This is a genomic window from Bdellovibrio sp. HCB-162 (assembly GCF_047344985.1).
Classification (GTDB): Bacteria; Bdellovibrionota; Bdellovibrionia; order Bdellovibrionales; family Bdellovibrionaceae; genus Bdellovibrio.
On the sequence record NZ_CP178861.1, the window covers coordinates 2170679 to 2192593 of the forward strand.

At 44.2% G+C, this 21915-nt stretch carries 22 protein-coding genes and 1 tRNA gene; 11 read left to right on the forward strand and 12 right to left on the reverse strand.

The features are described from left to right. Nucleotides 1-28: 28 nt before the first annotated feature. Nucleotides 29-874: an EamA family transporter gene (locus tag ACLSSO_RS10680; RefSeq protein ID WP_413942771.1), complete on the forward strand. Its 846-nt coding sequence runs from the start codon at nt 29-31 to the stop codon at nt 872-874. Between the two features lie 56 nt (nt 875-930). Here the strand turns inward: ACLSSO_RS10680 and ACLSSO_RS10685 are convergent, their stop codons facing one another. From ACLSSO_RS10685 to ACLSSO_RS10700, 4 genes are all read right to left on the reverse strand, one after another. Continuing rightward, nucleotides 931-1524: an outer membrane beta-barrel protein gene (locus ACLSSO_RS10685; RefSeq protein ID WP_413942772.1), complete on the reverse strand. Its 594-nt coding sequence runs from the start codon at nt 1522-1524 to the stop codon at nt 931-933. Between the two features lie 21 nt (nt 1525-1545). Then, nucleotides 1546-2091 (reverse strand): hypothetical protein, encoded by a 546-nt coding sequence (locus ACLSSO_RS10690; protein WP_413942773.1) that lies wholly within the window; start codon nt 2089-2091, stop codon nt 1546-1548. Between the two features lie 154 nt (nt 2092-2245). Next, nucleotides 2246-2761 carry a DUF3617 domain-containing protein gene (locus ACLSSO_RS10695; protein WP_413942774.1) on the reverse strand — a complete coding sequence of 172 codons (516 nt, stop codon included), beginning with the start codon at nt 2759-2761 and terminating at the stop codon, nt 2246-2248. A 109-nt stretch (nt 2762-2870) separates the two neighbouring features. After that, nucleotides 2871-3431 (reverse strand): hypothetical protein, encoded by a 561-nt coding sequence (locus ACLSSO_RS10700; protein ID WP_413942775.1) that lies wholly within the window; start codon nt 3429-3431, stop codon nt 2871-2873. A gap of 190 nt (nt 3432-3621) precedes the next feature. Between ACLSSO_RS10700 and ACLSSO_RS10705 the strand changes: the two genes are divergently transcribed. Continuing rightward, entirely contained in the window at nt 3622-4203 is a 582-nt protein-coding gene (locus tag ACLSSO_RS10705) for a type 1 glutamine amidotransferase domain-containing protein (RefSeq protein ID WP_295906219.1), read from the forward strand. Here ACLSSO_RS10705 and ACLSSO_RS10710 read toward each other — a convergent pair. Then, nucleotides 4200-5261, reverse strand: coding sequence for an SAM-dependent methyltransferase (locus tag ACLSSO_RS10710; RefSeq protein WP_413942776.1), 1062 nt, complete (start codon nt 5259-5261; stop codon nt 4200-4202). The two genes, ACLSSO_RS10705 and ACLSSO_RS10710, sit on opposite strands and share 4 nt — an antisense overlap. Nucleotides 5262-5784: 523 nt before the next feature. Between ACLSSO_RS10710 and ACLSSO_RS10715 the strand changes: the two genes are divergently transcribed. Both ACLSSO_RS10715 and ACLSSO_RS10720 read left to right on the forward strand, forming a co-directional pair. Further along, nucleotides 5785-5867, forward strand: a tRNA-Leu gene (locus tag ACLSSO_RS10715). A gap of 138 nt (nt 5868-6005) precedes the next feature. Then, nucleotides 6006-6584 carry a hypothetical protein gene (locus ACLSSO_RS10720; protein ID WP_413942777.1) on the forward strand — a complete coding sequence of 193 codons (579 nt, stop codon included), beginning with the start codon at nt 6006-6008 and terminating at the stop codon, nt 6582-6584. On the opposite strand, the gene ACLSSO_RS10725 is transcribed toward ACLSSO_RS10720, so the two are convergent. Both ACLSSO_RS10725 and ACLSSO_RS10730 read right to left on the reverse strand, forming a co-directional pair. Beyond that, nucleotides 6565-7362, reverse strand: coding sequence for an alpha/beta fold hydrolase (locus ACLSSO_RS10725; protein ID WP_413942778.1), 798 nt, complete (start codon nt 7360-7362; stop codon nt 6565-6567). The two genes, ACLSSO_RS10720 and ACLSSO_RS10725, sit on opposite strands and share 20 nt — an antisense overlap. Nucleotides 7363-7378: 16 nt before the next feature. Continuing rightward, a complete protein-coding gene (locus ACLSSO_RS10730; RefSeq protein WP_413942779.1) occupies nt 7379-7978 on the reverse strand; it encodes a type 1 glutamine amidotransferase family protein in 600 nt (199 codons plus the stop codon). Nucleotides 7979-8133: 155 nt separating this feature from the next. On the opposite strand from ACLSSO_RS10730, the gene ACLSSO_RS10735 reads away from it, so the two are divergent. The 3 genes from ACLSSO_RS10735 (at nt 8134) to ACLSSO_RS10745 (ending at nt 11854) form a co-directional block, all read left to right on the forward strand. Next, the gene (locus ACLSSO_RS10735; RefSeq protein ID WP_413942780.1) at nt 8134-9270 is read left to right on the forward strand and encodes a YbdK family carboxylate-amine ligase; all 1137 of its coding nucleotides are present in this window, start codon (nt 8134-8136) and stop codon (nt 9268-9270) included. 123 nt (nt 9271-9393) lie between these two features. After that, on the forward strand, nt 9394-10404 hold the full coding sequence (locus ACLSSO_RS10740) for a gamma-glutamyl-gamma-aminobutyrate hydrolase family protein (RefSeq protein ID WP_413942781.1): 1011 nt from the start codon (nt 9394-9396) through the stop codon (nt 10402-10404). A gap of 43 nt (nt 10405-10447) precedes the next feature. Further along, nucleotides 10448-11854: an aldehyde dehydrogenase family protein gene (locus tag ACLSSO_RS10745; RefSeq protein WP_413942782.1), complete on the forward strand. Its 1407-nt coding sequence runs from the start codon at nt 10448-10450 to the stop codon at nt 11852-11854. Here ACLSSO_RS10745 and ACLSSO_RS10750 read toward each other — a convergent pair. The 4 genes from ACLSSO_RS10750 to ACLSSO_RS10765 form a co-directional block, all read right to left on the reverse strand. Further along, a complete protein-coding gene (locus ACLSSO_RS10750) occupies nt 11846-14065 on the reverse strand; it encodes a cation:proton antiporter (protein ID WP_413942783.1) in 2220 nt (739 codons plus the stop codon). The two genes, ACLSSO_RS10745 and ACLSSO_RS10750, sit on opposite strands and share 9 nt — an antisense overlap. Nucleotides 14066-14155: 90 nt before the next feature. After that, nucleotides 14156-15781 (reverse strand): S8 family serine peptidase, encoded by a 1626-nt coding sequence (locus ACLSSO_RS10755; protein ID WP_295904509.1) that lies wholly within the window; start codon nt 15779-15781, stop codon nt 14156-14158. Nucleotides 15782-16117: 336 nt separating this feature from the next. Further along, on the reverse strand, nt 16118-16840 hold the full coding sequence (locus tag ACLSSO_RS10760; protein WP_413942784.1) for a dolichyl-phosphate beta-glucosyltransferase: 723 nt from the start codon (nt 16838-16840) through the stop codon (nt 16118-16120). Continuing rightward, nucleotides 16840-18930: a site-specific recombinase gene (locus tag ACLSSO_RS10765; RefSeq protein ID WP_413942785.1), complete on the reverse strand. Its 2091-nt coding sequence runs from the start codon at nt 18928-18930 to the stop codon at nt 16840-16842. Before ACLSSO_RS10765 ends, ACLSSO_RS10760 begins: the two co-directional genes overlap by 1 nt. 131 nt (nt 18931-19061) lie before the next feature. On the opposite strand from ACLSSO_RS10765, the gene ACLSSO_RS10770 reads away from it, so the two are divergent. The 4 genes from ACLSSO_RS10770 to ACLSSO_RS10785 are packed head-to-tail and all read left to right on the forward strand — an operon-like array spanning nt 19062 to nt 21401. Further along, the gene (locus tag ACLSSO_RS10770) at nt 19062-19616 is read left to right on the forward strand and encodes a redoxin family protein (protein WP_413942786.1); all 555 of its coding nucleotides are present in this window, start codon (nt 19062-19064) and stop codon (nt 19614-19616) included. Continuing rightward, the gene (locus ACLSSO_RS10775; RefSeq protein ID WP_413942787.1) at nt 19616-20044 is read left to right on the forward strand and encodes a FixH family protein; all 429 of its coding nucleotides are present in this window, start codon (nt 19616-19618) and stop codon (nt 20042-20044) included. Before ACLSSO_RS10770 ends, ACLSSO_RS10775 begins: the two co-directional genes overlap by 1 nt. Further along, nucleotides 20041-20940, forward strand: coding sequence for a serine protease spb1 (locus tag ACLSSO_RS10780; RefSeq protein ID WP_413942788.1), 900 nt, complete (start codon nt 20041-20043; stop codon nt 20938-20940). The genes ACLSSO_RS10775 and ACLSSO_RS10780 overlap by 4 nt, the downstream gene beginning before the upstream one ends. Before the next feature lie 8 nt (nt 20941-20948). Then, the gene (locus tag ACLSSO_RS10785; protein WP_413942789.1) at nt 20949-21401 is read left to right on the forward strand and encodes a FixH family protein; all 453 of its coding nucleotides are present in this window, start codon (nt 20949-20951) and stop codon (nt 21399-21401) included. Here ACLSSO_RS10785 and ACLSSO_RS10790 read toward each other — a convergent pair whose 3' ends face one another. Beyond that, a complete protein-coding gene (locus ACLSSO_RS10790) occupies nt 21402-21728 on the reverse strand; it encodes a KH domain-containing protein (RefSeq protein WP_413942790.1) in 327 nt (108 codons plus the stop codon). Nucleotides 21729-21915 lie beyond the last annotated feature (187 nt).

Genomic DNA, 21915 nt, shown 5'->3' on the forward strand with positions numbered 1-21915 from the left:
GGATAAATAAAAAAACTAAAAGAATCTCATGACTTTAGGTCCCGTTTTATTGCTTGTTTCAGCCTTTTTACATGCCGCCTGGAATGCCACCGCGAAATCATCGCAGGACAAGGAAAGCTTTCTCTTTCTGACCATTTTAATCAGCGGTTTAATCACACTTGGGATCGTCCTCACATTTGGTGGTTTTCAAATGCCCACAGCCTCGACTTGGTGGGTGGGCGTTCTTTCAGGAATTTTTGAAGGTCTTTATTTTATCACTCTGGCTAAAGCCCTGCGCACATCCTCCTTAGGCCAATCTTATACAATCATGCGTGGCGGAGCGATGATTGTTGTTTGGTTGATTTCAACGATCTACCTTCAGGAAAGAGCGGGCGGAATACAATACCTGGGAGCGGCGTTGATCTTTACAGGTATTGTCGCCATGAATCTTAAAGACTTTTCAGAGAACATTGCTAACTTCTGGAAAGGGAATATCTGGGCTTACCTGAGTGCTATCTTCATCGCGGGTTATCACCTTTGCTATCACCACGCTCTTGTAGAAAAAGCCGATCCTAAGTCCTTGTTCTTTGTTGCGATGGTTGTGTCGTTGCCATTTCTCTTCTGGAGCTTAAGAAAAGATCCTGTCGCGCGCATCACACACACCTTAAAAACTCGTCGCAAGGCGGTTCTCTTTACCGGCTCTGCAGCCACAGCTTCGTTTTTAATTTTTCTTTACGGTTTACGAATTTCTGCGCCGGGCTTTGCGATTTCGTTAAGAAACTCTTCGATCTTTTTTGCTGTCGTGTTTTCCTATTTTCTAAAGGAATCACTCAGTCGCGCTCAGGTCTTCGGGGCCTGCACGGTGGGAATTGGCGCCTTTCTCTTAAGTCTTTGATAAAAAATAAAGCCTTACCGCCGATGAAAACGGTAAGGCTTTAAAAACAGGAACCACTATAACGTTAGCGGTATACTGACACTAACTAAGCCCAATTTATTTTTAAGTTTATTATCTAAACTCCCTGCCACTGAGCCTGGCTTTTCTAAAACCGAGTCATTGTATTCAAGATCCATGTACTCCACGTTCAGACTGAGCATTAAGATTTTAAATCCCAGTCCGACTTTGGGCCCTCTGGCATCTTTGAATTTCACGTCCACTCCTCCGCTTTCATCCGGATCCAATTCTCCGCCAAAGATGTATCCGGCCCAGATGCGCAAACCCACAACAGGCATCTGCGCACCAATCACCGCTCCATACAATGTCGATTTGGCGTCAGCATCATAGTTCGTTGCCGATTGCTCAAAGTGCGGTTTTGAATAAGCTCCTTCAAGAGCGATAAAGAAAGAGCTTTCAACGTGCATTCCTAATTTCAAATCGACACCCAATCCCCGCGTGTTTCCTGTTGAGTCTCCCAACGGGGCCGGCCATTCTAGTTTGTTATCACCTTTTTCATAGGTGATCCCCGGTTCGATGTAAAACCCCACGGCCTTAGCTTGAGTGGAAATAAAAAGAGCCACGATAACAAAGACTATTGCGAAATGTTTCACATCAACCTCCTTTATTTAGAATTAGCGCGTGTACACCATAATCACAGCTTTTGATGCTTTGGATTTCTGCCCAAAGAATCCTGTTTCATCAGAGGTGCGTGGCGCCGAACCGCTGGCTTCCATAGTGGATTTCACTTTCGAATCAGAGGTTCTTAAAAATTTTTGTAAAGCGTTAGGTCGCTCCGTCATATTGTAAGTATTTACAGAGCCCACCTTCATTTCACTTTTGATAAAGGACTTAATGTTGTCAGCACGTTTTTTAGCAAGGTCGACGTCTGCTTTAGAAGCCTTAGTATCTTTGGTCGGATACTCACGGTCGGCCCACACAGCGACTTTCAACTCGTCGATATTTCCGTTTTCTTTAGCGGATTTAATCAAAGAGCGAATGTCCTCTTTAGCGCTGTCACTGAGATTGGTTTGACCTTCGTCAAAGGAAATTTCTGACGCCATTTTTGCGCCGAGGGCTTTTGAAGCAGTCTCTGTTTCTGAATCCACATTTGCCAAAGCCTTGATAGATACCAATGTGAAAAGAAGTGCACCAATCAGAATGATCTTGGATGTTTTCATACGTTCTCCTTTGTTGTTTGCGTGCACCTAGAGGGAAGCACGATTCAGACCAACTCAACATCGGAGTCACGAGCGCGTATTTTTGAGATGATGAAAAAAAAAGAACTTGAATGAACAAAATTGCCCCATGCACGACGGGGCAATTCACCACGCATTACAGTTCAGGCTTTACCGAACCGCAGTCGACTGACACAAATTTAGCATTCTGACGAATCAAAGAACTTTTTCCGTCTTTGGTTTTTCCTGTCATCACACCTTCATACTGATTTTGATTTTTCACGGTCCAATCAAACGTTCCAGATGTTTTATCTTCAGGACAATCGAAAGTTCCCGTCAGCTTTGTTGAAGATTGTGTCTTCAAGTTCATTTTGCATTTCTTTGCCGCGTCCATTACTTTTTTCGGATTGTCGAGCATGTCTTTTGTATAACAAACTTTGAAACCGTTTTCTGTAAAGTTCCCCATGGCGCCGCTGTTCTTCATCGCAGCTTCCATTTTCTTTTTATACTCAGGTGGCATATTCGCCATGGCCTTTTTTAATTCCGCTTGCGGATCAAACTGCTTTCCGTCGTAAGTAACAACCGTCGATACTTCCCAGAGGCCGGGCTTGATATCAAAAGCCATGCTGGGCATAGCATAAACAAATGTAAGAATTGGCAAAAGAAATTTCATGAAAACTCCACTTCAGAATGTTTATCTTAGTTATCCAACACTCTAAAAATGGAAGCAAAGGAAAAGAGCCCGGCTGGCCTAGCCGAGGCTCTTAAGAATCGAAACGAAATTATTCTGTGATCACCATCACAATAGATTTCGAAGCTTTTGAAGGACTTTTAACAGTGGATTCTGTTGTAGGAATTCCGGCTGTTTCTAAAGATTTTTTCACGCGAGCATCTGAGGTGTTTAACATCTCTTTGATAGCTCCTGGTCTTTCCGCCATACTGTAAGTATCTACATCGATACCCGTGCTGTAATCTTTCACGTAGTCGCGAATGGCATCATTGCGTTTCTTGACGAGATCTCTTTCTGCGGAAGAAAGTTTTTTTGTACTCTTGGAAGGATATTCCTTATCAGCCCAGGAAATGACCTTAAGCTCTTTGATATTGGAATTCCTTTTGGCATCTGTAATCAAACGGCGCAAATCTTGTTTCGCAGTTTCACTCAACTCGGAAGATCCCTTTGCAAATGAAAACTCTGTGACGTAGGGCGCTTCTTCCGCGGCCGCCACTTGTCTTGCAGAATGGCTTGGCGTCGTCTTCATTGCTTCCCGTTTTTCTCTTGTAGAACATCCGATCACAAAAACACCGGAAATAAGCACCATTGCAAAAACCATTTTTGTATTCATCGTAAGCTCCTTATTTGTTTGGAACCTTTACGATAGCTTTGCCATGGCAAAAGACCAGCGCGGGATGCAGATCCTGATAAATGTCACAGAACTTTTGTGTTTTATTAAATATCTTTCGCGCAATCATTCCCCGGCTGGCGTTTTTCTTTCATCCTTCAATTCTTACAAACCAGAAACTAAGGAGAAAATTATGGCGAAGCCTCTCAAAGGAAAACGTATTGCAATTCTAGCGACAGATGGTTTTGAGGAATCTGAACTTTTTGAGCCCAAAAAAGCTCTTGATGATGCAGGGGCTGAGACCTCCGTTGTCTCTCTTAAAAAAGGAAAAATCAAAGGCTGGAGCAAAGGTGATTGGGGAAAATCCATCGCTGTGGATCTCACCTTAGATGAAGCCGATTCTGAAGACTTCGACGCTTTGATGCTTCCTGGAGGAGTGATGAATCCGGATCGTCTGCGTATGGATGAAAGAGCGGTGGAATTTGCCCAAGATTTTGTAGATGCGCAAAAACCAATTGCAGCTCTTTGTCACGGACCGCAACTTTTAATTGAAACAGGAATCTTATCAGGCCGTAAAGTGACTTCGTGGCCTTCTCTTCGCACGGACATTATCAATGCCGGAGGTAAATGGTTTGACGCTGAAGTCGTGACGGATCAGGGACTTGTGACCAGCAGAAAGCCCGACGATATTCCGGCATTCAATAAAAAAATGATCGAAGAGTTCGGTGAAGGTTTGCATGAAGACAGAGACGTGCACGCGCACCCCCATCACTAAGTATGAAACAAACAGAGGTTGCCGTCGTCGAATTCTTCCGGTGAGGACCATCCTTCGCGGCGAGCAACCTCTAAGAGCCACTTGCGGGCATTGCCTTTGGTGGCGATGACAATTTTTTTATGATGACTGATTTCGATCAGTTGCGCGAGGACGTGACCGTACGTTTCTTCACTGAAGGGATCATACATATAATAAATTTCCGCTTCGGGGATCCGGAAGCTTTTCAGCGATAAATCTTGCGTATAAAAATGCACGTGACCTTGCATGCCTAGATTTTCAGTCGTGATCGAAGCGACCTCCACGCGATGGGGCACATATTCGTAACCGATAAAATCTATATCTGGACGAAGCAAACCAACGACCAATCCGACGCGTCCATAACCGGAACCCAAATCGATAAAGCGGGCTCCTTCGGGAAGATTTAAGTGATGAAGTGCCAGCGACACTGTCGAGTAGCCTGATTGCACTCCGACACCCGCTCCTTCATACAGGCGTTCGGTTCCCTGCAAATCCGTTTTCATCCCTAGATCAATTTCGTATTTAAGATTAAAGACTTCATCCAAAGCATCAAAAGTTCGGTACATGGAAAGTCCCAGATGCAACCCTTGGGATTTCTTTTCGACTTGAAGTTTATTTTCTAACTCAAAAAGATCTAGCATCAGTTTTAAAGATTTCGTCGCAAAAAGTTTTTGTTCTGAATAAGGACGATCCTTGATAACGGCAATAACTTCTTGTTCTGCGCGCAATGCGTGATCGACGATTTTTTTAAGATTTTTTTCGGAAGATGTCTGGATAAAATTTTGTAGAAACTGAAGAGAAAATAATTCGACTTGAAAGTAGGGGTTTAAAAACTCGGTAAAAGATTTTTCCTGAAGAGATTTATCTTGGCTTTGCAGCCACCGCTCTTCTTTAAGAAAGTTGGCTGCACATCCCAGAAAAGCGCTGTCGACAAAAAACTCGCCCAGCTCGGAAGAGCTGAGTGCCGTCAGCTCTTTCGCAAGATCCAGATTTTCGGGCACCGTAAAGTATTGAAGCAGAACCCGTTGGGGATTTGTCATAAAGAAATGCTATCAAGGTGCGAAGGTTTAGCAAGAGAATAAAAAATGGGGGAGGTCATCCCTCCCCCGGACTCACGAAGGGAACCACCAAACCTTCGAAGAGTCGCAAACTTAATTTTTAATCAAAACTATCTTAAGAACTTTTTCTGTTTTGCCTCTACTCTCGCAGGCTTTCTAGCAACCGTGATCCAGAGTGCTGACATCACGACTCCTGAGTAGAAGAGGCAGAACATTGCTACGTCATGTAAATCCGTCATGTTCTCTCCTTTTTGCGGCCTTCCTTGGCCTCCCAGAAACCTCGAAGTGCCATCCTAGCGTCTTCTTGTTTCCGTCTTAAGAGCGTCCTTGCTCTTGTTATATAGACTGCCGACTTCCCATTCGGGGTTAAAGAAAAATGCTAAAAATGTGGGCAAAATGGCCTGAAGGAGAGATTTTTTTGTCTATTGCATTATATTGACTCTGGGGATGGGAAATGATTAATTAATACTTCCCTCGGACCTTTAAAAGGTCATTTTCCTTGTGCGCGCGGATGGTGGAATTGGTAGACACGTACGTTTGAGGGGCGTATGCGCAAGCGTGAGGGTTCAAGTCCCTCTCCGCGCACCACTAAAATTGCAATCCCCAATTCCTGAATTAAGACGTTATTTTGAGCATTTCAATTTCATCTCAAAATTAATGGCTTTTATGACAAAAATAAAAATCCACCTTCGTCTCAATGTTTAAGAGTTGATAGCCTGCTAAAACATGAAAACCACAATCCAAAGTGCCGTTATTTCTTTATTGGTAACTTTGTGCTGGAGCGCCGGATGCTCGCCAGCCACGGGGTTTGAAACTCTGACAAATAGCCAGATGAGCGCCCAACCAGCTATAGGCAATCGCAGTCCCCGTATTTTTATTATGAATGATAAACTGTATATGTCGGTTGTTCCCGAAGGGCGCGGAAAAGATTATCTGGAGCTTAGCTATCAAACCTCGACAACGACATCAATCAAGGCGGAACTTGAGTTCCCCGTAGTTCAGCCGATCTCAAAAAGCAAACCTTATAGTAACGTCCGTTTTGGTTCGGGAACAAATTGCAGCTCCTGTCATCGCGCCGAAAAACAAGTCGCCATCGTCGATGACACTGCCGTATTTGAATCGTGGGCCTATCAGCCAGACAAAGAAACTTTGATAGCTTTGGAACAATTCAAAAATGAACTTGAAAGATGCGACTTCGATAAAGAACCTGAAAGATGTGAAATCATCAAAGCACTTTTAAAAAACGGCGAAGTAAAGACGCAAGCTTTTCCCCAAAGTATGTACTTTAATTTTTCGTTTTGGTGAAAAACTTTGCAACCAGGTTTAAAATCATATCCGGTTTTTCGCGATGAGGAACATGTCCACAATCTGCAATAATTTCTTTTTGGGCGGGACCGCCCGCGAGCTCTGTGATCACTTCTGGGAATTTTGTTGAACCGTATTCGTCTTTATCTCCATGGATCGCAAGAACAGGACATTGCACTTTGGGAAGATCGTTCTTTAGATTCCAGCTCGCAAAGCCTTCTGAAAGCCAAACTTCAGTCCACGCGTCAAAAACCCATTTTGATTTTTCACCGTGATACTTTTCTAATTTTCCAAAAACTTTCGGGTCCGCAAAATCTGTTTTCGCTTTTGATATACCTGCACGAGTTCTGTCTTCAACAAAGACTTGTGCGGACTCTGTGATAATGGCCGTGCAGTTTTGTTTAAGAGTTCCAGCAGCAACAACGGCCATAGCTCCTCCCACACTGTGGCCAAAGAGAGCGAACTTTTCAATACGGAGAGCCTTTAATATTGCCGGAAGATAGATCTCCCCTTCTTCACTTACAAAACGCACTGAAGGTAATTCGTTTCTTTTCGTGGAACGACCAAAACCCAAACGATCATAGGAAATCACTTCCCTTCCCGTTGCTTCACACAAGCGAAGCGGAAAATCTCTCCACATTTCGGTACATCCTAAGGAGTCGTGTAAAAGAATGAGAGGGGTTTTATCTGTCGTAAGTTCTGGCTTCCAGCGTTTTACATAGATCTCGCCACCAGGAACATTTACAAAATTTTCTGAGATTTCAGTTTCTGAATTCATTTGTTTGTTTTCGAAACTAAGTTTGGCCCCAAAATTCAAGAGGCGGCATCACGGCGTTTTTATAGAGTTCAAACCAATGCTTGCGGTATTCCGGCGTGTACATATTTAAATAGGCCATGATTTCTCGCGTGAATTCAATAGGAGCAACCCCTGTGGCCGTAATAAGATTTTTATCTGTTACAGCAAGACTCTTAAGATAAAACTTTTCACCGCCATAAGACGGCACGATTTGTTTAAGCATACCTAAATCATTGCTAGTGTGCCGACGGTTATTCAAAAGGCCCGCGCGAGCGAGTGCCACCGTTGCACCACAAATCGCAGCAACAAGAACTCCTTTTGATAGAAGTGCATCTGCAAGCTCAATCGCATTTTGATTTTGATTTGCGTCCATCCAACTGTCACTGCCAATGAGAATCAAACCCTCAATAGTGTCCGGTGCGACTCCAGAAAGCGCCCTTTCAGGAACAACTGTCATTCCGCCAATACTTGAAATACTTTCGCCTGTTGAGGATGCGATAATAATTTTTTTCTTAGCCTGCCGAAGTTCAGGCAAAAGAAAAGCACCTTCCCAATCAGCAAATCCCTCTGGCAAATAGACAACCAATGATTTTTCCATCAAGTCTCCAGTATTTAGATTCAACCACTGAAATATTTGAATGACATCAAGAAAAAAAAATCAATTTGTGTATTTTTACGTCTCAAAAACGCACAAAGTCACATTTTTCTATATAAAAATTTGCACCGTCTCATCAAAATCCCTATGGTGAAATTATGACTCAATCTCCAAGCATTCCCTTCGGGAAATCAGATTTATTGTCGTTAGGTGTGGAGGTGGAACTGCAAATCATTCACCCAGAAACTCGCAATCTCCACCCGATTTCACCAGATATTCTTCAGGAATGGTCTTTACCTGGACCTCATTTGAAACCTGAAATATTTCAAAGCATGCTTGAAATCGACACGCCCATTTGTAAATCCGCGCAAGAAGTGGAAGACGAACTTCTGCTTACAAGCCGTGAGCTTCTTCGTATCTGCAAGAAGAATGGCGCCCGCTTAGCCTCGAATGGCACGCACCCGTTCGCTCGGTGGCACAATAGAATTTTTTATCCTGCCGAACGCTATCAATATCTGGTTGAGCGCAACCAGCATATCGCGCGTCGCTTGATGATCTACGGATTGCACGTCCATCTTGGAATGAAAAGTGGCGAACATTGTATCGAGATGATGAATGAGTTTCTTTACTATTTGCCGCACCTTTTGGCTTTGTCTGCAAGTTCTCCGTATTGGACGGGACACGATACGGGCCTTTGTTCGTCACGCATCACCGTTTTCGAAGCGCATCCTTCCGGAGGACATCCTTGTCGCGTAGAAAATTGGAAGGACTTTGAAGATATCGTTTATAAGCTGACAAAAAGTAATTCCATTGGCAGCGTCAAAGATATTTGGTGGGATATGCGTCCAAGTCCCAACTATGGAACTTTGGAAATTAGAATTTGTGATGGAGTTCCAGGAATTCGCAGAACGTCTCGTCTTGTCGCTTTTATTCATCTTTTAGCTCGTCACCTCCAAAGACGTTTGGATCAAGGAATACGCAGACCCATTCCCTCCGACTGGATGATCCGCGAAAACAAATGGCGCGCTTCCCGTAACGGCCTTGATGCCGAGATTCTTTTAGATAACGACGCCAATACCAAACCTGTCCTTCAAGACATTGAAGACCTGCTTTCAGAAATGAAAGAAGATATTTCCAAGCTTGGCTACACGGAATACATGAAGGACTTGTTTGAGATAGATATTAAAAACCCAAGCTATCAACAACAGCGTGACGTCTTTACGAAAAGGGAATCTTTCGAAGACGTTGTGGATTTTCTCTGCGACGGTTTTGAAAAAGATCTGGAAGTGGTTTAAGACTGATCATGCCCGCGCAAAATTCGTCTTGATCTCATTTTGAGACAAGGCGAATTAAGTCAAAGCGGATATATAAAATCTGAGAGCCTTTCGCTCGGCATTTCTTTTGAAATAAAAATCCGCATGAGAACTTCTCTGTCGGTTTTGCTATTTTCATTATTCATCACGGTAAACACTTTTGCTGCGGAATCAATTCGTCTTTTTGAATGGTCTCCAGGAAATACACTGGCTCCTCTTATCATTCCCGTCAGAAGCAATGAAACTCCTCCTGAAGCCGCGCAAAGATATTTGCGGGAGCTTTCTAAAAATCCAGATCTTATGGAACTCTTTGAGGGTCGCACTCCAGATCTGCGCTTAGAAGGTTTTAAACCCTTAGAGACGAATTCCCGTGAAGCCCGCGCATTGATGATTGCAAATCTTCCCAAAGACTACACGAAGAATTCCCAACGCGTGGTGAACTTTAAAAAACTTTTTAAGCAAGCCAAACACACGTCTTACATTCTACCCATCAATGCAAACTTGGGCCTTACGCAAACTGAAACCCGCGAACTCTTCCAACAGGTGGCGGAAAAATTCCCTTTGATGGTTGCTATGGGCGGCGATGACGTGGACCCGCGTCTTTATAAACAAGAAAATTTCCATGCTCGCAATATTACGACAGCTCGCGATCAGTTTGAAATAGCACTCATTAAGTCTTATGTTTCACAGGAAAAAGGCTTTTTACTTGGTGTCTGCCGTGGGTCGCAGATTTCTTCAGTGGCTTTGGGATATCAACTGATTCAAGATGTTCCGTTTCACGTCGGTTCCGATGTCGCTCACGCGAACGATTGGCATGACGTTGAAATCAAGGACACAAAATATAATATTTTAAAATCTCTTGCCGACGCTTCAGGAAAAATGCATGTGAACTCTCTTCACCATCAATCCGTGATATTTAAAGAAGGTGGTCTTCTTCAGATCGCAGCTCGCAGTCACGATGGCGTTACAGAAGCGACGGAGTTTAAAAATGGACGCGGTCTTTTATTACAGTTTCATCCAGAACTCATGAACAATGAGCTCGGAGCTAAGATCCTTTGGAGCGTCGTTCAACAAAAAAACCGCGTTATGCCTAGAAGCTGCTCGAAGGTTTTTTAACGATTACGATTGCCTCTTATGGCAGGTGTTCTAACATAGACCTATGATTGAACAAATTTTTCTGCATCAAAAAGCGTATGCCCTTCAACTTCGTAAAGAGTCTATCGACACTCGCTTTGAACATCTTGATTCTCTCGAAAAGATGATCGAGAAAAATATCGCAGAAATAACCGCAGCCCTCGCTCAGGATTTCAAAAAACCTGAAGCGGAAACCTTGATCACTGAAGTATTTCCGGTTTTACATGAGATCCGTCATGCTAAAAAGCATCTTAGAAAATGGGCTCGACCTAAAAAAGTTAGAACGCCTCTATTGCTGACAGGCACAAAAAATCAAATATATCACGAGCCTCGCGGAGTTTGTTTAATCATCGGCCCTTGGAACTATCCATTTCAATTATTGATTTGTCCTTTGGTTGCTGCGATTGCGGCAGGCAACTGTATTTTTTTAAAACCTTCGGAGTTCACGCCCCAGACAAGTCACCTTGTCGCAAAACTCATTAAAGAAACCTTTTCAGAGGAACACATCACCGTGGTTGAAGGCGGCCCTGAAAAAACTCAAGATCTTCTACTGCTTCCGTTTGATCATATTTTCTTCACGGGAAGCACACGAGTGGGCAAGATTGTCATGGAGGCCGCAAGCAAACATTTGAGCAGCGTCACTTTAGAGCTGGGTGGAAAATCTCCTACGATCATCGACTCATCAGCAAATCTAAAAGATGCCGCTGAAAAAATCGCTTGGGGAAAATTTGTCAATGCAGCTCAGACTTGCGTCGCTCCTGATTATCTTCTAGTTCAACAAAGTGTTCTCAGCGAGTTTAAAAAAGAACTCATTTCTAAGGTTGATGGTTTTTATGGTAAGTCCGCATTGGAAAAGAAAAACTCTCCAGATCTGGCACGCATTATTTCCGGTAAACACGCCGAACGACTTAAGCACTTAATTGACGACGCCATTGCGACTAACGCCGAAGTGACTTACGGCGGAGAAGTAGATCTTGCAAGCCACTATGTGGCTCCGACCCTTATAGAAAAAGTCGATCCCCACAGTGCCGTCATGAAAGAAGAAATTTTTGGGCCCCTTCTTCCAATTATTACTTACAACGAAATTTCAGAAGCCATTCATTTTATCAACGAGCGACCCAAACCATTGGCGCTGTATATTTACTCTCATAGCGAAATGAATATTCAAGATGTCTTAAAGCAAACAACGGCCGGTGGCGTTTGCATTAATGACTCCGTCATTCACTTTAGCAATCCGCACCTGCCTTTCGGTGGCGTGGGAGAAAGTGGTCTGGGCAGTTATCACGGAGTTTATGGATTCAAAGCGTTTTCACACGAAAAAGCGGTCCTTCGCCAATCCTGGATGGGAAAAATGTTGCGATTGATTTATCCGCCATATACAACTCAAAAACTGAATTTATTTAAAACGGCTCTGCGCTGGAGATTATTCTAATAAAAGAATTTTCTCACGGTCGCCAACGATCCAAAGGACATCGCCCTTTTGCAGAGTCTCACTGGAGTCTGGATTGAGAATACGCTTTCCTTCGCGCTCAATCCCTACAACCAAACCATGCGTGGCTTCGCGCAATCCGCACTCACGAATGCTTTTATTTAGGTACGGTGACCTTTCACCTAAAAGATATTGCTCAAGACTGTACTCGGAATCTTGCTCCGACAAAATCACAGCGTTATCTTCAGCCTCAATAAATAATTTAAAACGAATGAGTTGTTCATCCGTCCCAATCACATGCACCTGATCATGCGGCATCAGGGCTTCGTTTCGTCCGGGAGCCGTAATACGACGGCGCCCACGTTCGATTAAGGCAATGGTCACACCGTATTTTTCTCGAATGGAAAGCCTATGCAAAGGAACACCCACAAAAGGGGCTTCAGAAGGAATAATGAATTCCGTAATATGCGCATCCCAAGGAGCCAGTGCCCGACTGCTTTTTCTGGCGTGTTTTTTCTGAACATCGTCATGAAGATTTGAAAGAAATCTGTTTTCAAACCATTGATAGACGTTGCGCAGTTTTTGTGAAAGTACATAACCCACAACAACGACCATCCACAAAGTAATTCCGATAGCCCAACCTAACGGGACGAATTGTGCGACCATCGCTCCTAAAAGGCCTACGGCCAACATGATTCGCGAAACGAGGAAGACGTAGTTATGGCTTCCTTTTCCCTGCTCCATCAAGAGAATTTCAAACTGTTTTGTTCTTCCGAAAGCCAAGGCCCACAAAAAGGGCGCACTTAAAAACAAGGTGGCGCTTAAGGAAATAAATTTCGCCGGCCCCTCTTCCACTTGCCTTTCAAGAAGAAACGGCAAAAACACGCGAGCCATTAAAAGAAAAATCGCAACGACAACAACAGAGTTTAAAAGAACTTTAAGAATATAAGCACGAACCTGCTCTTTCCATTCTTTATTTCCTGACATCGAAAAAGAAATCACACTGTAACTATCCAAAGCAGAAACCACTTTAGCCGGTAAAACTTTTTCTATAAGTCCGTAAACTTTTTCTGAAGCTCGCAACATATAAGGAGTCGTAAAGGCTGTGACAACAGAAACCGCGACTGCCATGGGATACATTTTTTCGCTGATAACCTTAAGGTTCAAACCTAATGTTGCAATGATGAATGAGAACTCACCAATCTGTGCCAGAGCCATTCCCGACTGCACGGAAGACTTTAAGGTTTGTCCCGCCAATACGGACCCCAAGGTCACGCTAAAGGTTTTTCCAACAATAACGACTGCGGAAAGAAGCAAAACCTCACGCCAATAAAGTGCGATCACATGTGGATCGATCAACATTCCCACCGAGATAAAAAACACGGCAGAAAAAAGATTTTTAATCGGAGCAACCAGATGATGAATGCGTTCGCCTTCAATTGTTTCAGCAAGAATCGAACCCATGATAAACGCGCCCAGAGCCGAGGAAAATCCCACGGTTGTTGCAAATACCACCATCAAAAGGCAAAGCCCTACGGCTACAACTAAAACAGTTTCTTCGGTCAAAAGCTTCTGCGCCCGTTTTAAAAAAGATGGCAGCATAAAAATGCCCGCAACAAACCAAATGGCCAGGAAGAAGGACAGCTTCACAATGGCACTGAGCATTTCACTTCCCGCAAAGTCGCGAGTCAAAGCCACTGTGGTGAGCAACACCATCAAAAGAACTGCAACAAGATCTTCGATAACCAGAACTCCGAAGACCATGCTGACAAATTTTAAGTTTTTAAATCCCAGTTCCTCAATCGTGCGAATGATAATAGACGTCGATGAAATCGATAAAATTCCACCAAGGAATAAACTATCCATGGTGCTCCATCCAAGAAGGCGTCCAGTGACATAACCAAAGACAATCATCAAAGAGATTTCTAAGATCGCCGTAAAGCTCGCCGTGCCACCAACGCGAAAAAGACGCTTAAAACTAAACTCGAGCCCTAAGGCAAAAAGAAGAAAGATCACGCCGATTTCGGCCCACAGGTTGATGCTTTCCCCGCTCACCACCGTTGGAAAAATAGATGTCTTAGGTCCTACCAGGAAGCCTGCGACCAAGTATCCCAATACGATAGGCTGATTTAATTTTTTAAAGAGAAGAGTCACAAGACCGGCAGTTCCAAGAATGAGGGCCAGATCAGAAATCATCGAGGGTAGATTGTGCATACCTAAAAGTATGACAAGACTTTACTCATCCCACAAATAGAAAAGGCTCCCAGAGGGAGCCTTTCCACATCAATTCTTTGTCAGAATTAATTAGTGAGTTTGAAGAGCTGCGTTAACCGCTGCTTCCGCATTCACAAGACCTGAACCGTATTCGTTAGCAGTGTTAGGTCCCAAAGGTTGAGCTGTTTGCTTCAAGATTGCTTTTACTTGAGCGCCAGTCAAAGACTTGTTCGCCGCTTTCATCAATGCAACCACACCAGATACGTGAGGAGTTGCCATTGAAGTACCGTCAAACGCTGCGTAGTCAGTAGCCATCGTTTGCAAAGTCGCCTTAACAGTTTGACCTGCAGCGATTTGTTTTACGATGTCTTGACCCACAGTTTGTTCGATCATGAATACTGCGATTGGAAGAACAGAACCGTCTTCAGTCAATGCACCTTGGATCAAACCTGGAGCGTTGTTGTAGATAACTGCACCCAAAGCACCTGCTTTAATAGCGTTATCAACTTTTTCAGAGAATTTGATTTCGCCACGAGCGATCAAAGCGTATTTGCCTTTAACGTCGATTTTCGCGAAGTCTTCAGCTTTACCAAGACCTGCAGGAACAAGAACGTTTGTCTCAGGAGTCAAAAGTTCTTTCGCGCCTTGGAAAGTAGAAGCGTTTACTTTACCAGCTTTAGTGCCGATAGAGATTTCAACAGAAGCCTCGCGGCCAGTTCCTTGTGGTACAGAAGAAACGACTGCAACACCTGGAGCTACAACTGCAAGCTCTGGACCCCATTGAGAGAAGTCTGCTTTTTTAAGTGTGTTGTCGATAGCACCGACAGCGATCACTGTTGGAAGAGCTGCTGGGTAAGAAACTTTGTTAGTTCCGTTGTTACCAGAAGCCGCTACAACTGTAACACCTGCTTTATCAGCTTTGTTAACAGCATCGCGCTCAGCAGGAGTCGACCATGCGCCACCCAAAGACATAGAGATTACGTCTACTTTTTCTTGGATACCCCAGTTGATACCTTGAGCGATAGCGATGTTAGAGCAACCGTTCTCAGCACATACGCGACCTGCCAAGATTTTTGCTTTTGGAGCTACACCAGTAAAACCAGTTTTATCAAGAACACCAGCGATTGTACCCGCTACGTGTGTACCGTGACCAACATGGTCTGTGTAATCAGAACCATCAGAGTCACCTGTGAAGTCTTGACCTTTTTCAAAGTTCGCAGCCAATGAAGGGTGAGCTTGGTCGATACCAGTATCAAGTACTAGAACGCGAGCGCCTTCACCTTTTTTAGCAGCAGCCCATGCTTGAGGAGCTTTTACAGCGTAAATACCCCAAGGAGTTTTTTGACCTACTTTTTGTTGAGAAGTTTTCTTAGCAGCAGCCAAGAAACCTTTTACTGGACGTGGAGCTTCGTGGAAGATTTCTTTTTCAACGTAAGCTACAGCAGGATTTGCTTTAAGTTTTGTAACTTCAGCATCGTCCTTAGTGTTGATGATTAGTGTATTCAAATTTTCAAGGCTGTCTTCAACTTGGCCTTCTACAGCAGCTGGTTGGCCGCCCAATTTGAATCCCTTAAGTGCATAAGACCCCTTCATCTTATACGCCATGTGTGCTGATTTGAAAGATTCTTTATCTTTCATGATTACGATCACGCGCTCTGCATGAGCTGCTGTCGCAAACAACACTGATAGGATAAGTGCAAACACGTTGCGTTTCATTTAAATCCCCCCGATTCCATGGACTCCAACTATTGAAGTCCTTATGGAGGAGCACTTCATTTCAGGTTGTAAGATTTATCAAGACTCTTTTTGGAACCACCTACACTTTTTTTTTCGACACAGAAAAATGAAATTTTCTGTCATGAATGGTGTAGTTCCAAAGTGGCACCCCAGTTCAAAATTAGGACCAGAACGCGTCCAACTATTAATAACTCTTATAGAAGGTATCATTTATTTGAGGCCAAACTGCTTAATATTAAATCAAAGTTATTGATACTGTGCGTCTTCATTTTCTTGTTCCCACGCAGTTTCAAAGCCTCTAAGACAGGGACCTTTTTACTCTGAGCGAACTCTTCTCTTCAATTTGAGCACGGTGAAAAGCATCTCAAAACTGTCGCGCACAATGTGCACATGCGACTCTTCCTTATGCTCCCAGCGAATCGGCACTTCGATTACGGCTTTTTGAAATTTCATTAAGAATAAAATCAATTCCACATCCCAAGAGAAACGCTGCACTTGCAGACGCGACAGAACTTCGGAGCGAAAGAAAGAATCATTGCGAAGAAGTTTGAAACCACACTGCGTATCTTTAAAGGGAAGCCCGATAAAAAACTTTAAAATTTTATTAAAGGTCTTTCCCATGGTCTGACGAATCCAATGCTGGCGAATGACGATATCACTTCGCGGAAGAGCGCGGGAGCCCATCACCAAGGCTGCTTGCGAACTCGGCACCGCTAACTTTTTTAACTCATCCCAGGGAGTTGCCATATCCGCATCGGCAATCAAAATCCATTCGGCGGAAGCAAGCCGAAGTCCCGCATGAACCGCAGCTCCTTTACCTTGATTGACTGCAAGCGAATGCAATTTCAAAAGAGGCCAATTCTTTTTTTCCTCTTCTACATAGGACGCCGTTTTATCTGTGGAGCCGTCATTAACGACGATCACCTCTTGAATCACCCAGGGCGCTGGTTGCGCAACGAAAGATTTTAACGCCTTCAGTGTCTCCGGCAAACGGTGCTCTTCATTGTAGGCGGGAATCACCACAGTAATCGAAATCATCAGTGACCGTGTCCGCCTTCAGACGATTTGCTGACAGTCGCGCCGACAGGCAAAAAGAAACTCAAAGGGCTTGAGAAAAATCTTTTTGCCACCGCTTTACGAATGGCACGACGCTGTGGAGGGTTGATGCCGCGAGCTTTGATTGCCACCCACAAGGCCATTCCAAAACTTACACCGACGTTCAACGCTCCAATAAAGAAAATACCCGCGACGGCGCGCCAGAAGGCAGGTGTTTTTAAAAACTCAACACCCAATAAAGGCAACGCTCCCCCTAAAGTTCCTGATGACAAGGTCACGTGGCGGACATCCAAAGGAAGACCGATGAATTTCATGATCTCAGGGACCATTCCCAACATCACACCTAAAGAAATATTTCCTAAAAGGCCCGACATGTTTTTTTCTAAAAACACGGCGATGTTGCGCGCGCCATGGCGACCAAAGATCGCGCGCAATGTAGGGCTGCGTGCCAATGTTTTACGAAGAGAATGTAAGGCAAACCAATTGTCCCCCCAACCGGCGAAGATACTTGAAAGCCACAAGAGGATTCCCGTGAAAGCCGCATACAATGCCGCAGGTCCCAGAATATCAACGGAGCTAAAAGCATATTGCGCTTTCTGTGGGGACATCAAATGATGACCGAACAACAGAAAAAATCCGGTATCAATCAACATCACGCAAGGAACGACAAACATCACGTTGCCTAAAACTGAAGCCACTTGCGAGCGCACCAAATGCACGATCTCTGTCACAAGATTCTCCATTCCCTCTTCGGTTCCGACATCTTGCATTTTTTCTGCTAAGGCAGGCGCCGTCATCGCAGGCTGCTTGGTTCCAAGAGTGAATCCTAACAAATGGATTGCCACGAAACTAAGCGCATAGTTCACCGAGGCTAAGAAGCCTTCCATAAATCCTGAAAGACCTAAAGCGATGATACCGATTTTGACGTACACCGTGATCGCGGTCACTGCACCACCACCACCGGCTGCTTGCACCATGTGACGGTATTGCTCTTTGGTGCGCGTGATATAGTGCTCACCTGTTTCCGCAGCTCGTTCGACCACCTTGCGTGCGAGAAGAGAAATATTTTGAGAGAACAAAGAACGAATGCTGCGCAGGTCCTGATTTTCTTCGACAAGTTTTGAAAGAAAACTTGTGACCTTCTTACTGTCCAATTTTTCCGTGAGCAGAATTTCAAGAAGACTGTCAATTCTTTGCAAGAAAGTTCTAAGGCGAATCATTTGAAAAACAAGATTGATGCTGACACCAAACTCATCCAGATGCTTGTGCACTTGACTGAGTTCACGACGGCACTCCCAAATAATCATGCGAAAGCGCGACGCTTTCTCCAAAGTTAATGAGGTGTCACCAGAATGATACGCGTTTGTGAACTCTTCAAGTCCACGCACCAGTGCAAAGAAAGCGGAATCGCGGAAGTTTGGTTTATCCAGACGCTCACGAATAGCCGGTGAAAGACCAATCGCGCGCACTTGAATCACCAAGTAGACCAGCGCATCTTCTAAATCTGACTTTAAACGGTTCCAATCGGTTTCATCGGCTTCTACTTCGTAAAAGAAAAGCTCAGCGATTTTTTCAAAGGTGACGTTATCAATAGATGCCAGCCACATTGGGTCATCTTTATCTGGAAACAAGGCCCAAAATAAATACCCTAATTCGTGATCTAGGGGCGGCATCGGTAAGACCTTCATCGTCATACGATCTAAAAGCTCACCCCAAAGACCCAACTCTTTTGGAAGACCCGTTTCCGTATAAAGCTCCAAGCCACTGACTTCATGCACGACTGTTCGCAAAATTCCTGCGACCGATTTCTTCCATTCCGGATTGCGATCAAGGACCATCAAAAGAAAACGCAGGCGCGCCACCGGAAGACGGCCGGTTTCTTTTTCTAAATGAGAATCAACCGCCCCCTCGTAGCGAATCCACTGCATCAGCTTCACAAGCCACTGCAATTTATCTTCAAGCTGCTTATTGTCTTTTGCCGAGGCTAAAAGAACATCCAGATCACTATGGACCTTCCCGCTTTGTTGGAATTTGATAAGTCGATTTCTAAACGCTTTAAGTTTTGTAAACATAAGGAAAGTTTACAGAATTACTTTTTAAACGCATCCCCTACCTGCATTTAAAATGCACTGCGCCGAAAGTATCTCCACGCAACATTTCGTGGCATTAACGCACAAAGTCCTCATGTGCTATGAAAGCCTTTATGAAAAATGTTTCACTATTGATTTATATTTTCCTCTTATCCTTGAACGCTCAGGCCCTTTCACTTTCGTCAATTCAAGGAACGGATGTCGTCACCGAAAAAGAGCAACAGCTCCACTTTCCTTCGGAAAAGGCCGCCACAGTTGTGGTTTTTCTTTCAGCGAAGTGTCCTTGCTCGGCAAGCCATGAAGACATTTTAAGAACGCTCAGTGCAGAATTTAAAGAATTTTCTTTCGTGGGCGTGCACTCCAATTCGGATGAAGCCTCTGATCTCACCAAAAAACATTTTTCTGAAAGCTCTTTTGCTTTTCCGGTTGTTCAAGACCAGAAAAATGCTCTCGCAAATACCTTGGGAGCCTTAAAAACTCCGCACGTTTTTGTTCTTAATAAAAATGGCGAAATTCTTTATCAAGGCGGCGTCACAGACAGTCACGTCGGTCCTAGTGCGAAAAAGAATTTTTTAAAAGATGTTTTAGAAGATCTTCGCGCAGGTAAAACTCCTCGCCACAAAGAGGGCCGCGCATTGGGTTGTTATATTCAAAGGGAGGACGACTGATGAAATCTCTTTGCACTCTGCTTTTTTTATTGCTGCCTTTGGCCTGCGCTAGACCGGATTATATTTCTTCTGAAGAGTGGCAGCGTTTGAACAATCCAGCAACAGCCAATTCTTGCGCTGGAGAATTTAAGACAGCTCACCTTTGTGCCATTTTAACTTGGACAAAAACTCCGAACAGCACTGAAGTGCAAGAATTTGTCTTGGAACTACAAGGCGACGTCACTGTCGCTGATGACCTGGCGATTATTCTATGGATGCCTTCCATGGGACACGGCTCAGCCCCGGTGAAGATCGAAAAGATTTCCGCTACTCAATATCGAGTCACCAATGTTTATTTTATTATGCCTGGTGATTGGGAAGTGCGCCTGACTTTAAAAAAATCCGGTCAAGTTCTGGATCAACTCTTTATTCCGATGATGGTCCCATGAACTTATTGACGGCTCTTTTTTTGACATTCCTTTCTTCCGTCGGTTGGGCTGCAAGTTGCTGCGGAGGTGGTTTTTCTATTCCTGCTCTTATTTTAGGGGACGATAAAGCGCAAATCACCAGCTCATACTCTTATTCGTCCGTGAGCGATGATGTTCTTAGCAGCGGACGCTGGTTAAAGCGCGGAGATAATAATTTATCTCAAACTTTGAAATTAGAAGGTGCGGTTTTGATTTCCGAATCCATGCAAGCAGGATTTAGTCTTCCGGTCATGACTAAATCTGCTGACGGTTCAGCCGATTCTTCGGGATTAGGAGACACCGCACTTTATTTTGGTCATGAAACTTTTCCTGAAAAAGGTTATTCGAAATGGAAACCTAAGGGTGTTACGTTTCTTCAGCTCACTTTGCCTACCGGAACATCTATTTATGATGCAACGGCGACGACCGCCAATGAAAGCCGTGGTCGCGGGTTTTACTCCTTAGGTGCGGGACTGGCACTTTTGAAATCCTGGAAAGTTTGGGATGCCAATTGGAGCTCCGAGGTTCATCGTTCTTTTTCAAAAAATACATCCAGTGCTTCTTACGGTGGAAATATCGAAGTGACACCTGGCTGGGGCACTTCGCACACTTTGGGAGTTGGTTGGAATCATGGCGATTACCGTGTGGGAAGTTCTTTAAGCTTTCTTTATGAGGAAGCCATTCAAATTCATGGCGCCACAAACTCAGACGGTGCCGCTCAGAAAAACTTCACGCTGGGAATTTCTGGAAGCTATATGCTCAATCTTGAATCCGCTGTGACGGTCAGTTATGCCGATCAAAGTTTGATTGGAAATCCTGTAAATTCAAGTTTATCAAAAACAATTAATTTAAGCTATCAACAGCGCTGGCCGCGCTAGGAGAATACATGAAAACATTTTTACAGTTAACTCTAGCTGCATTTCTATTTTTAGGCGCAAACAGCGCACGGGCTTTTGGCGAACACGGTGATCACGGCGGCGGCGGTCATCACGACCACAACACTCTTTGTCCGGTGTATTTTGCACTGGCTGATGTTTGCGCTGAAATTGAATTTACAAAAGGTCCGTTGAGTGGTGATGAATCTCAATTCTTGGTGAAATTCTTTGACCATAAATCGGCTCACGGTGAACACGTAATGGTGGACCCGCAAAATATTAAATTGGATTTGTGGATGAATATGGGTGGTCACGGCCACGGTTCATCGCCCGTGAAAATCGTTAAACAATCACAAGGCGTTTACTTCGTGTCCGAGGCTTACTTTGTTATGTCGGGTCGTTGGAACATTCGATTTAATGTTGATGGTGAACAGGCTGAGTTCACCATCGATGTGCAGCCTTAATCAGGCTTCGATACAATAATAAGGAATTTCGACAACGGCGCGAATCCCTTTTCGCGCCATTGTTGCAGAAATCACGGCACGAATGCCCGTGATGTTCTTGCCTTTTGCTCCAATAATCTGCCCTAGACATCTTTGATCACACTCTACTTTATAGACTGTGGTCTTATCCCCCATGGCAAAACCCACCGTGACTGTTTCTGGATAGTCCACCAAACCTCGGATAAGACGCTCCAAAAGTTGGCGCCCCTCTTCGCGATCAACGTCCGGGTTTTTTGGTTCAGATCTTTTACGGATCACTTTGAGTTCGTTCGGGTCAGACATGTTCATGCAACTCCAGATTTGTTTGCTACCGAACCTTTCGGCGTTGTAATGATGGGACTAAAGGAAAAAAGTAATACAGAAGTATTATTTCTACTCCTTTTGGGTGATCCCGATGGTCGCTCTAAGAAACACCAGGAAGTCTCAGAAATCGACAGGTCTCTTAGAGGACTATCTCCAATATAACGAATTTATT

Bases quoted from the DNA above. Each gene is read 5' to 3' on its own strand.
- ACLSSO_RS10680 (WP_413942771.1), top strand. From the start codon at position 29: ATGACTTTAGGTCCCGTTTTATTGCTTGTTTCAGCCTTTTTACATGCC.
- ACLSSO_RS10690 (WP_413942773.1), bottom strand. From the start codon at position 2,091: ATGAAAACATCCAAGATCATTCTGATTGGTGCACTTCTTTTCACATTG.
- ACLSSO_RS10695 (WP_413942774.1), bottom strand. From the start codon at position 2,761: ATGAAATTTCTTTTGCCAATTCTTACATTTGTTTATGCTATGCCCAGC.
- ACLSSO_RS10700 (WP_413942775.1), bottom strand. From the start codon at position 3,431: ATGAATACAAAAATGGTTTTTGCAATGGTGCTTATTTCCGGTGTTTTT.
- ACLSSO_RS10705 (WP_295906219.1), top strand. From the start codon at position 3,622: ATGGCGAAGCCTCTCAAAGGAAAACGTATTGCAATTCTAGCGACAGAT.
- ACLSSO_RS10710 (WP_413942776.1), bottom strand. From the start codon at position 5,261: ATGACAAATCCCCAACGGGTTCTGCTTCAATACTTTACGGTGCCCGAA.
- ACLSSO_RS10720 (WP_413942777.1), top strand. From the start codon at position 6,006: ATGAAAACCACAATCCAAAGTGCCGTTATTTCTTTATTGGTAACTTTG.
- ACLSSO_RS10725 (WP_413942778.1), bottom strand. From the start codon at position 7,362: ATGAATTCAGAAACTGAAATCTCAGAAAATTTTGTAAATGTTCCTGGT.
- ACLSSO_RS10730 (WP_413942779.1), bottom strand. From the start codon at position 7,978: ATGGAAAAATCATTGGTTGTCTATTTGCCAGAGGGATTTGCTGATTGG.
- ACLSSO_RS10735 (WP_413942780.1), top strand. From the start codon at position 8,134: ATGACTCAATCTCCAAGCATTCCCTTCGGGAAATCAGATTTATTGTCG.
- ACLSSO_RS10740 (WP_413942781.1), top strand. From the start codon at position 9,394: ATGAGAACTTCTCTGTCGGTTTTGCTATTTTCATTATTCATCACGGTA.
- ACLSSO_RS10745 (WP_413942782.1), top strand. From the start codon at position 10,448: ATGATTGAACAAATTTTTCTGCATCAAAAAGCGTATGCCCTTCAACTT.
- ACLSSO_RS10750 (WP_413942783.1), bottom strand. From the start codon at position 14,065: ATGCACAATCTACCCTCGATGATTTCTGATCTGGCCCTCATTCTTGGA.
- ACLSSO_RS10755 (WP_295904509.1), bottom strand. From the start codon at position 15,781: ATGAAACGCAACGTGTTTGCACTTATCCTATCAGTGTTGTTTGCGACA.
- ACLSSO_RS10760 (WP_413942784.1), bottom strand. From the start codon at position 16,840: ATGATTTCGATTACTGTGGTGATTCCCGCCTACAATGAAGAGCACCGT.
- ACLSSO_RS10765 (WP_413942785.1), bottom strand. From the start codon at position 18,930: ATGTTTACAAAACTTAAAGCGTTTAGAAATCGACTTATCAAATTCCAA.
- ACLSSO_RS10770 (WP_413942786.1), top strand. From the start codon at position 19,062: ATGAAAAATGTTTCACTATTGATTTATATTTTCCTCTTATCCTTGAAC.
- ACLSSO_RS10775 (WP_413942787.1), top strand. From the start codon at position 19,616: ATGAAATCTCTTTGCACTCTGCTTTTTTTATTGCTGCCTTTGGCCTGC.
- ACLSSO_RS10780 (WP_413942788.1), top strand. From the start codon at position 20,041: ATGAACTTATTGACGGCTCTTTTTTTGACATTCCTTTCTTCCGTCGGT.
- ACLSSO_RS10785 (WP_413942789.1), top strand. From the start codon at position 20,949: ATGAAAACATTTTTACAGTTAACTCTAGCTGCATTTCTATTTTTAGGC.
- ACLSSO_RS10790 (WP_413942790.1), bottom strand. From the start codon at position 21,728: ATGAACATGTCTGACCCGAACGAACTCAAAGTGATCCGTAAAAGATCT.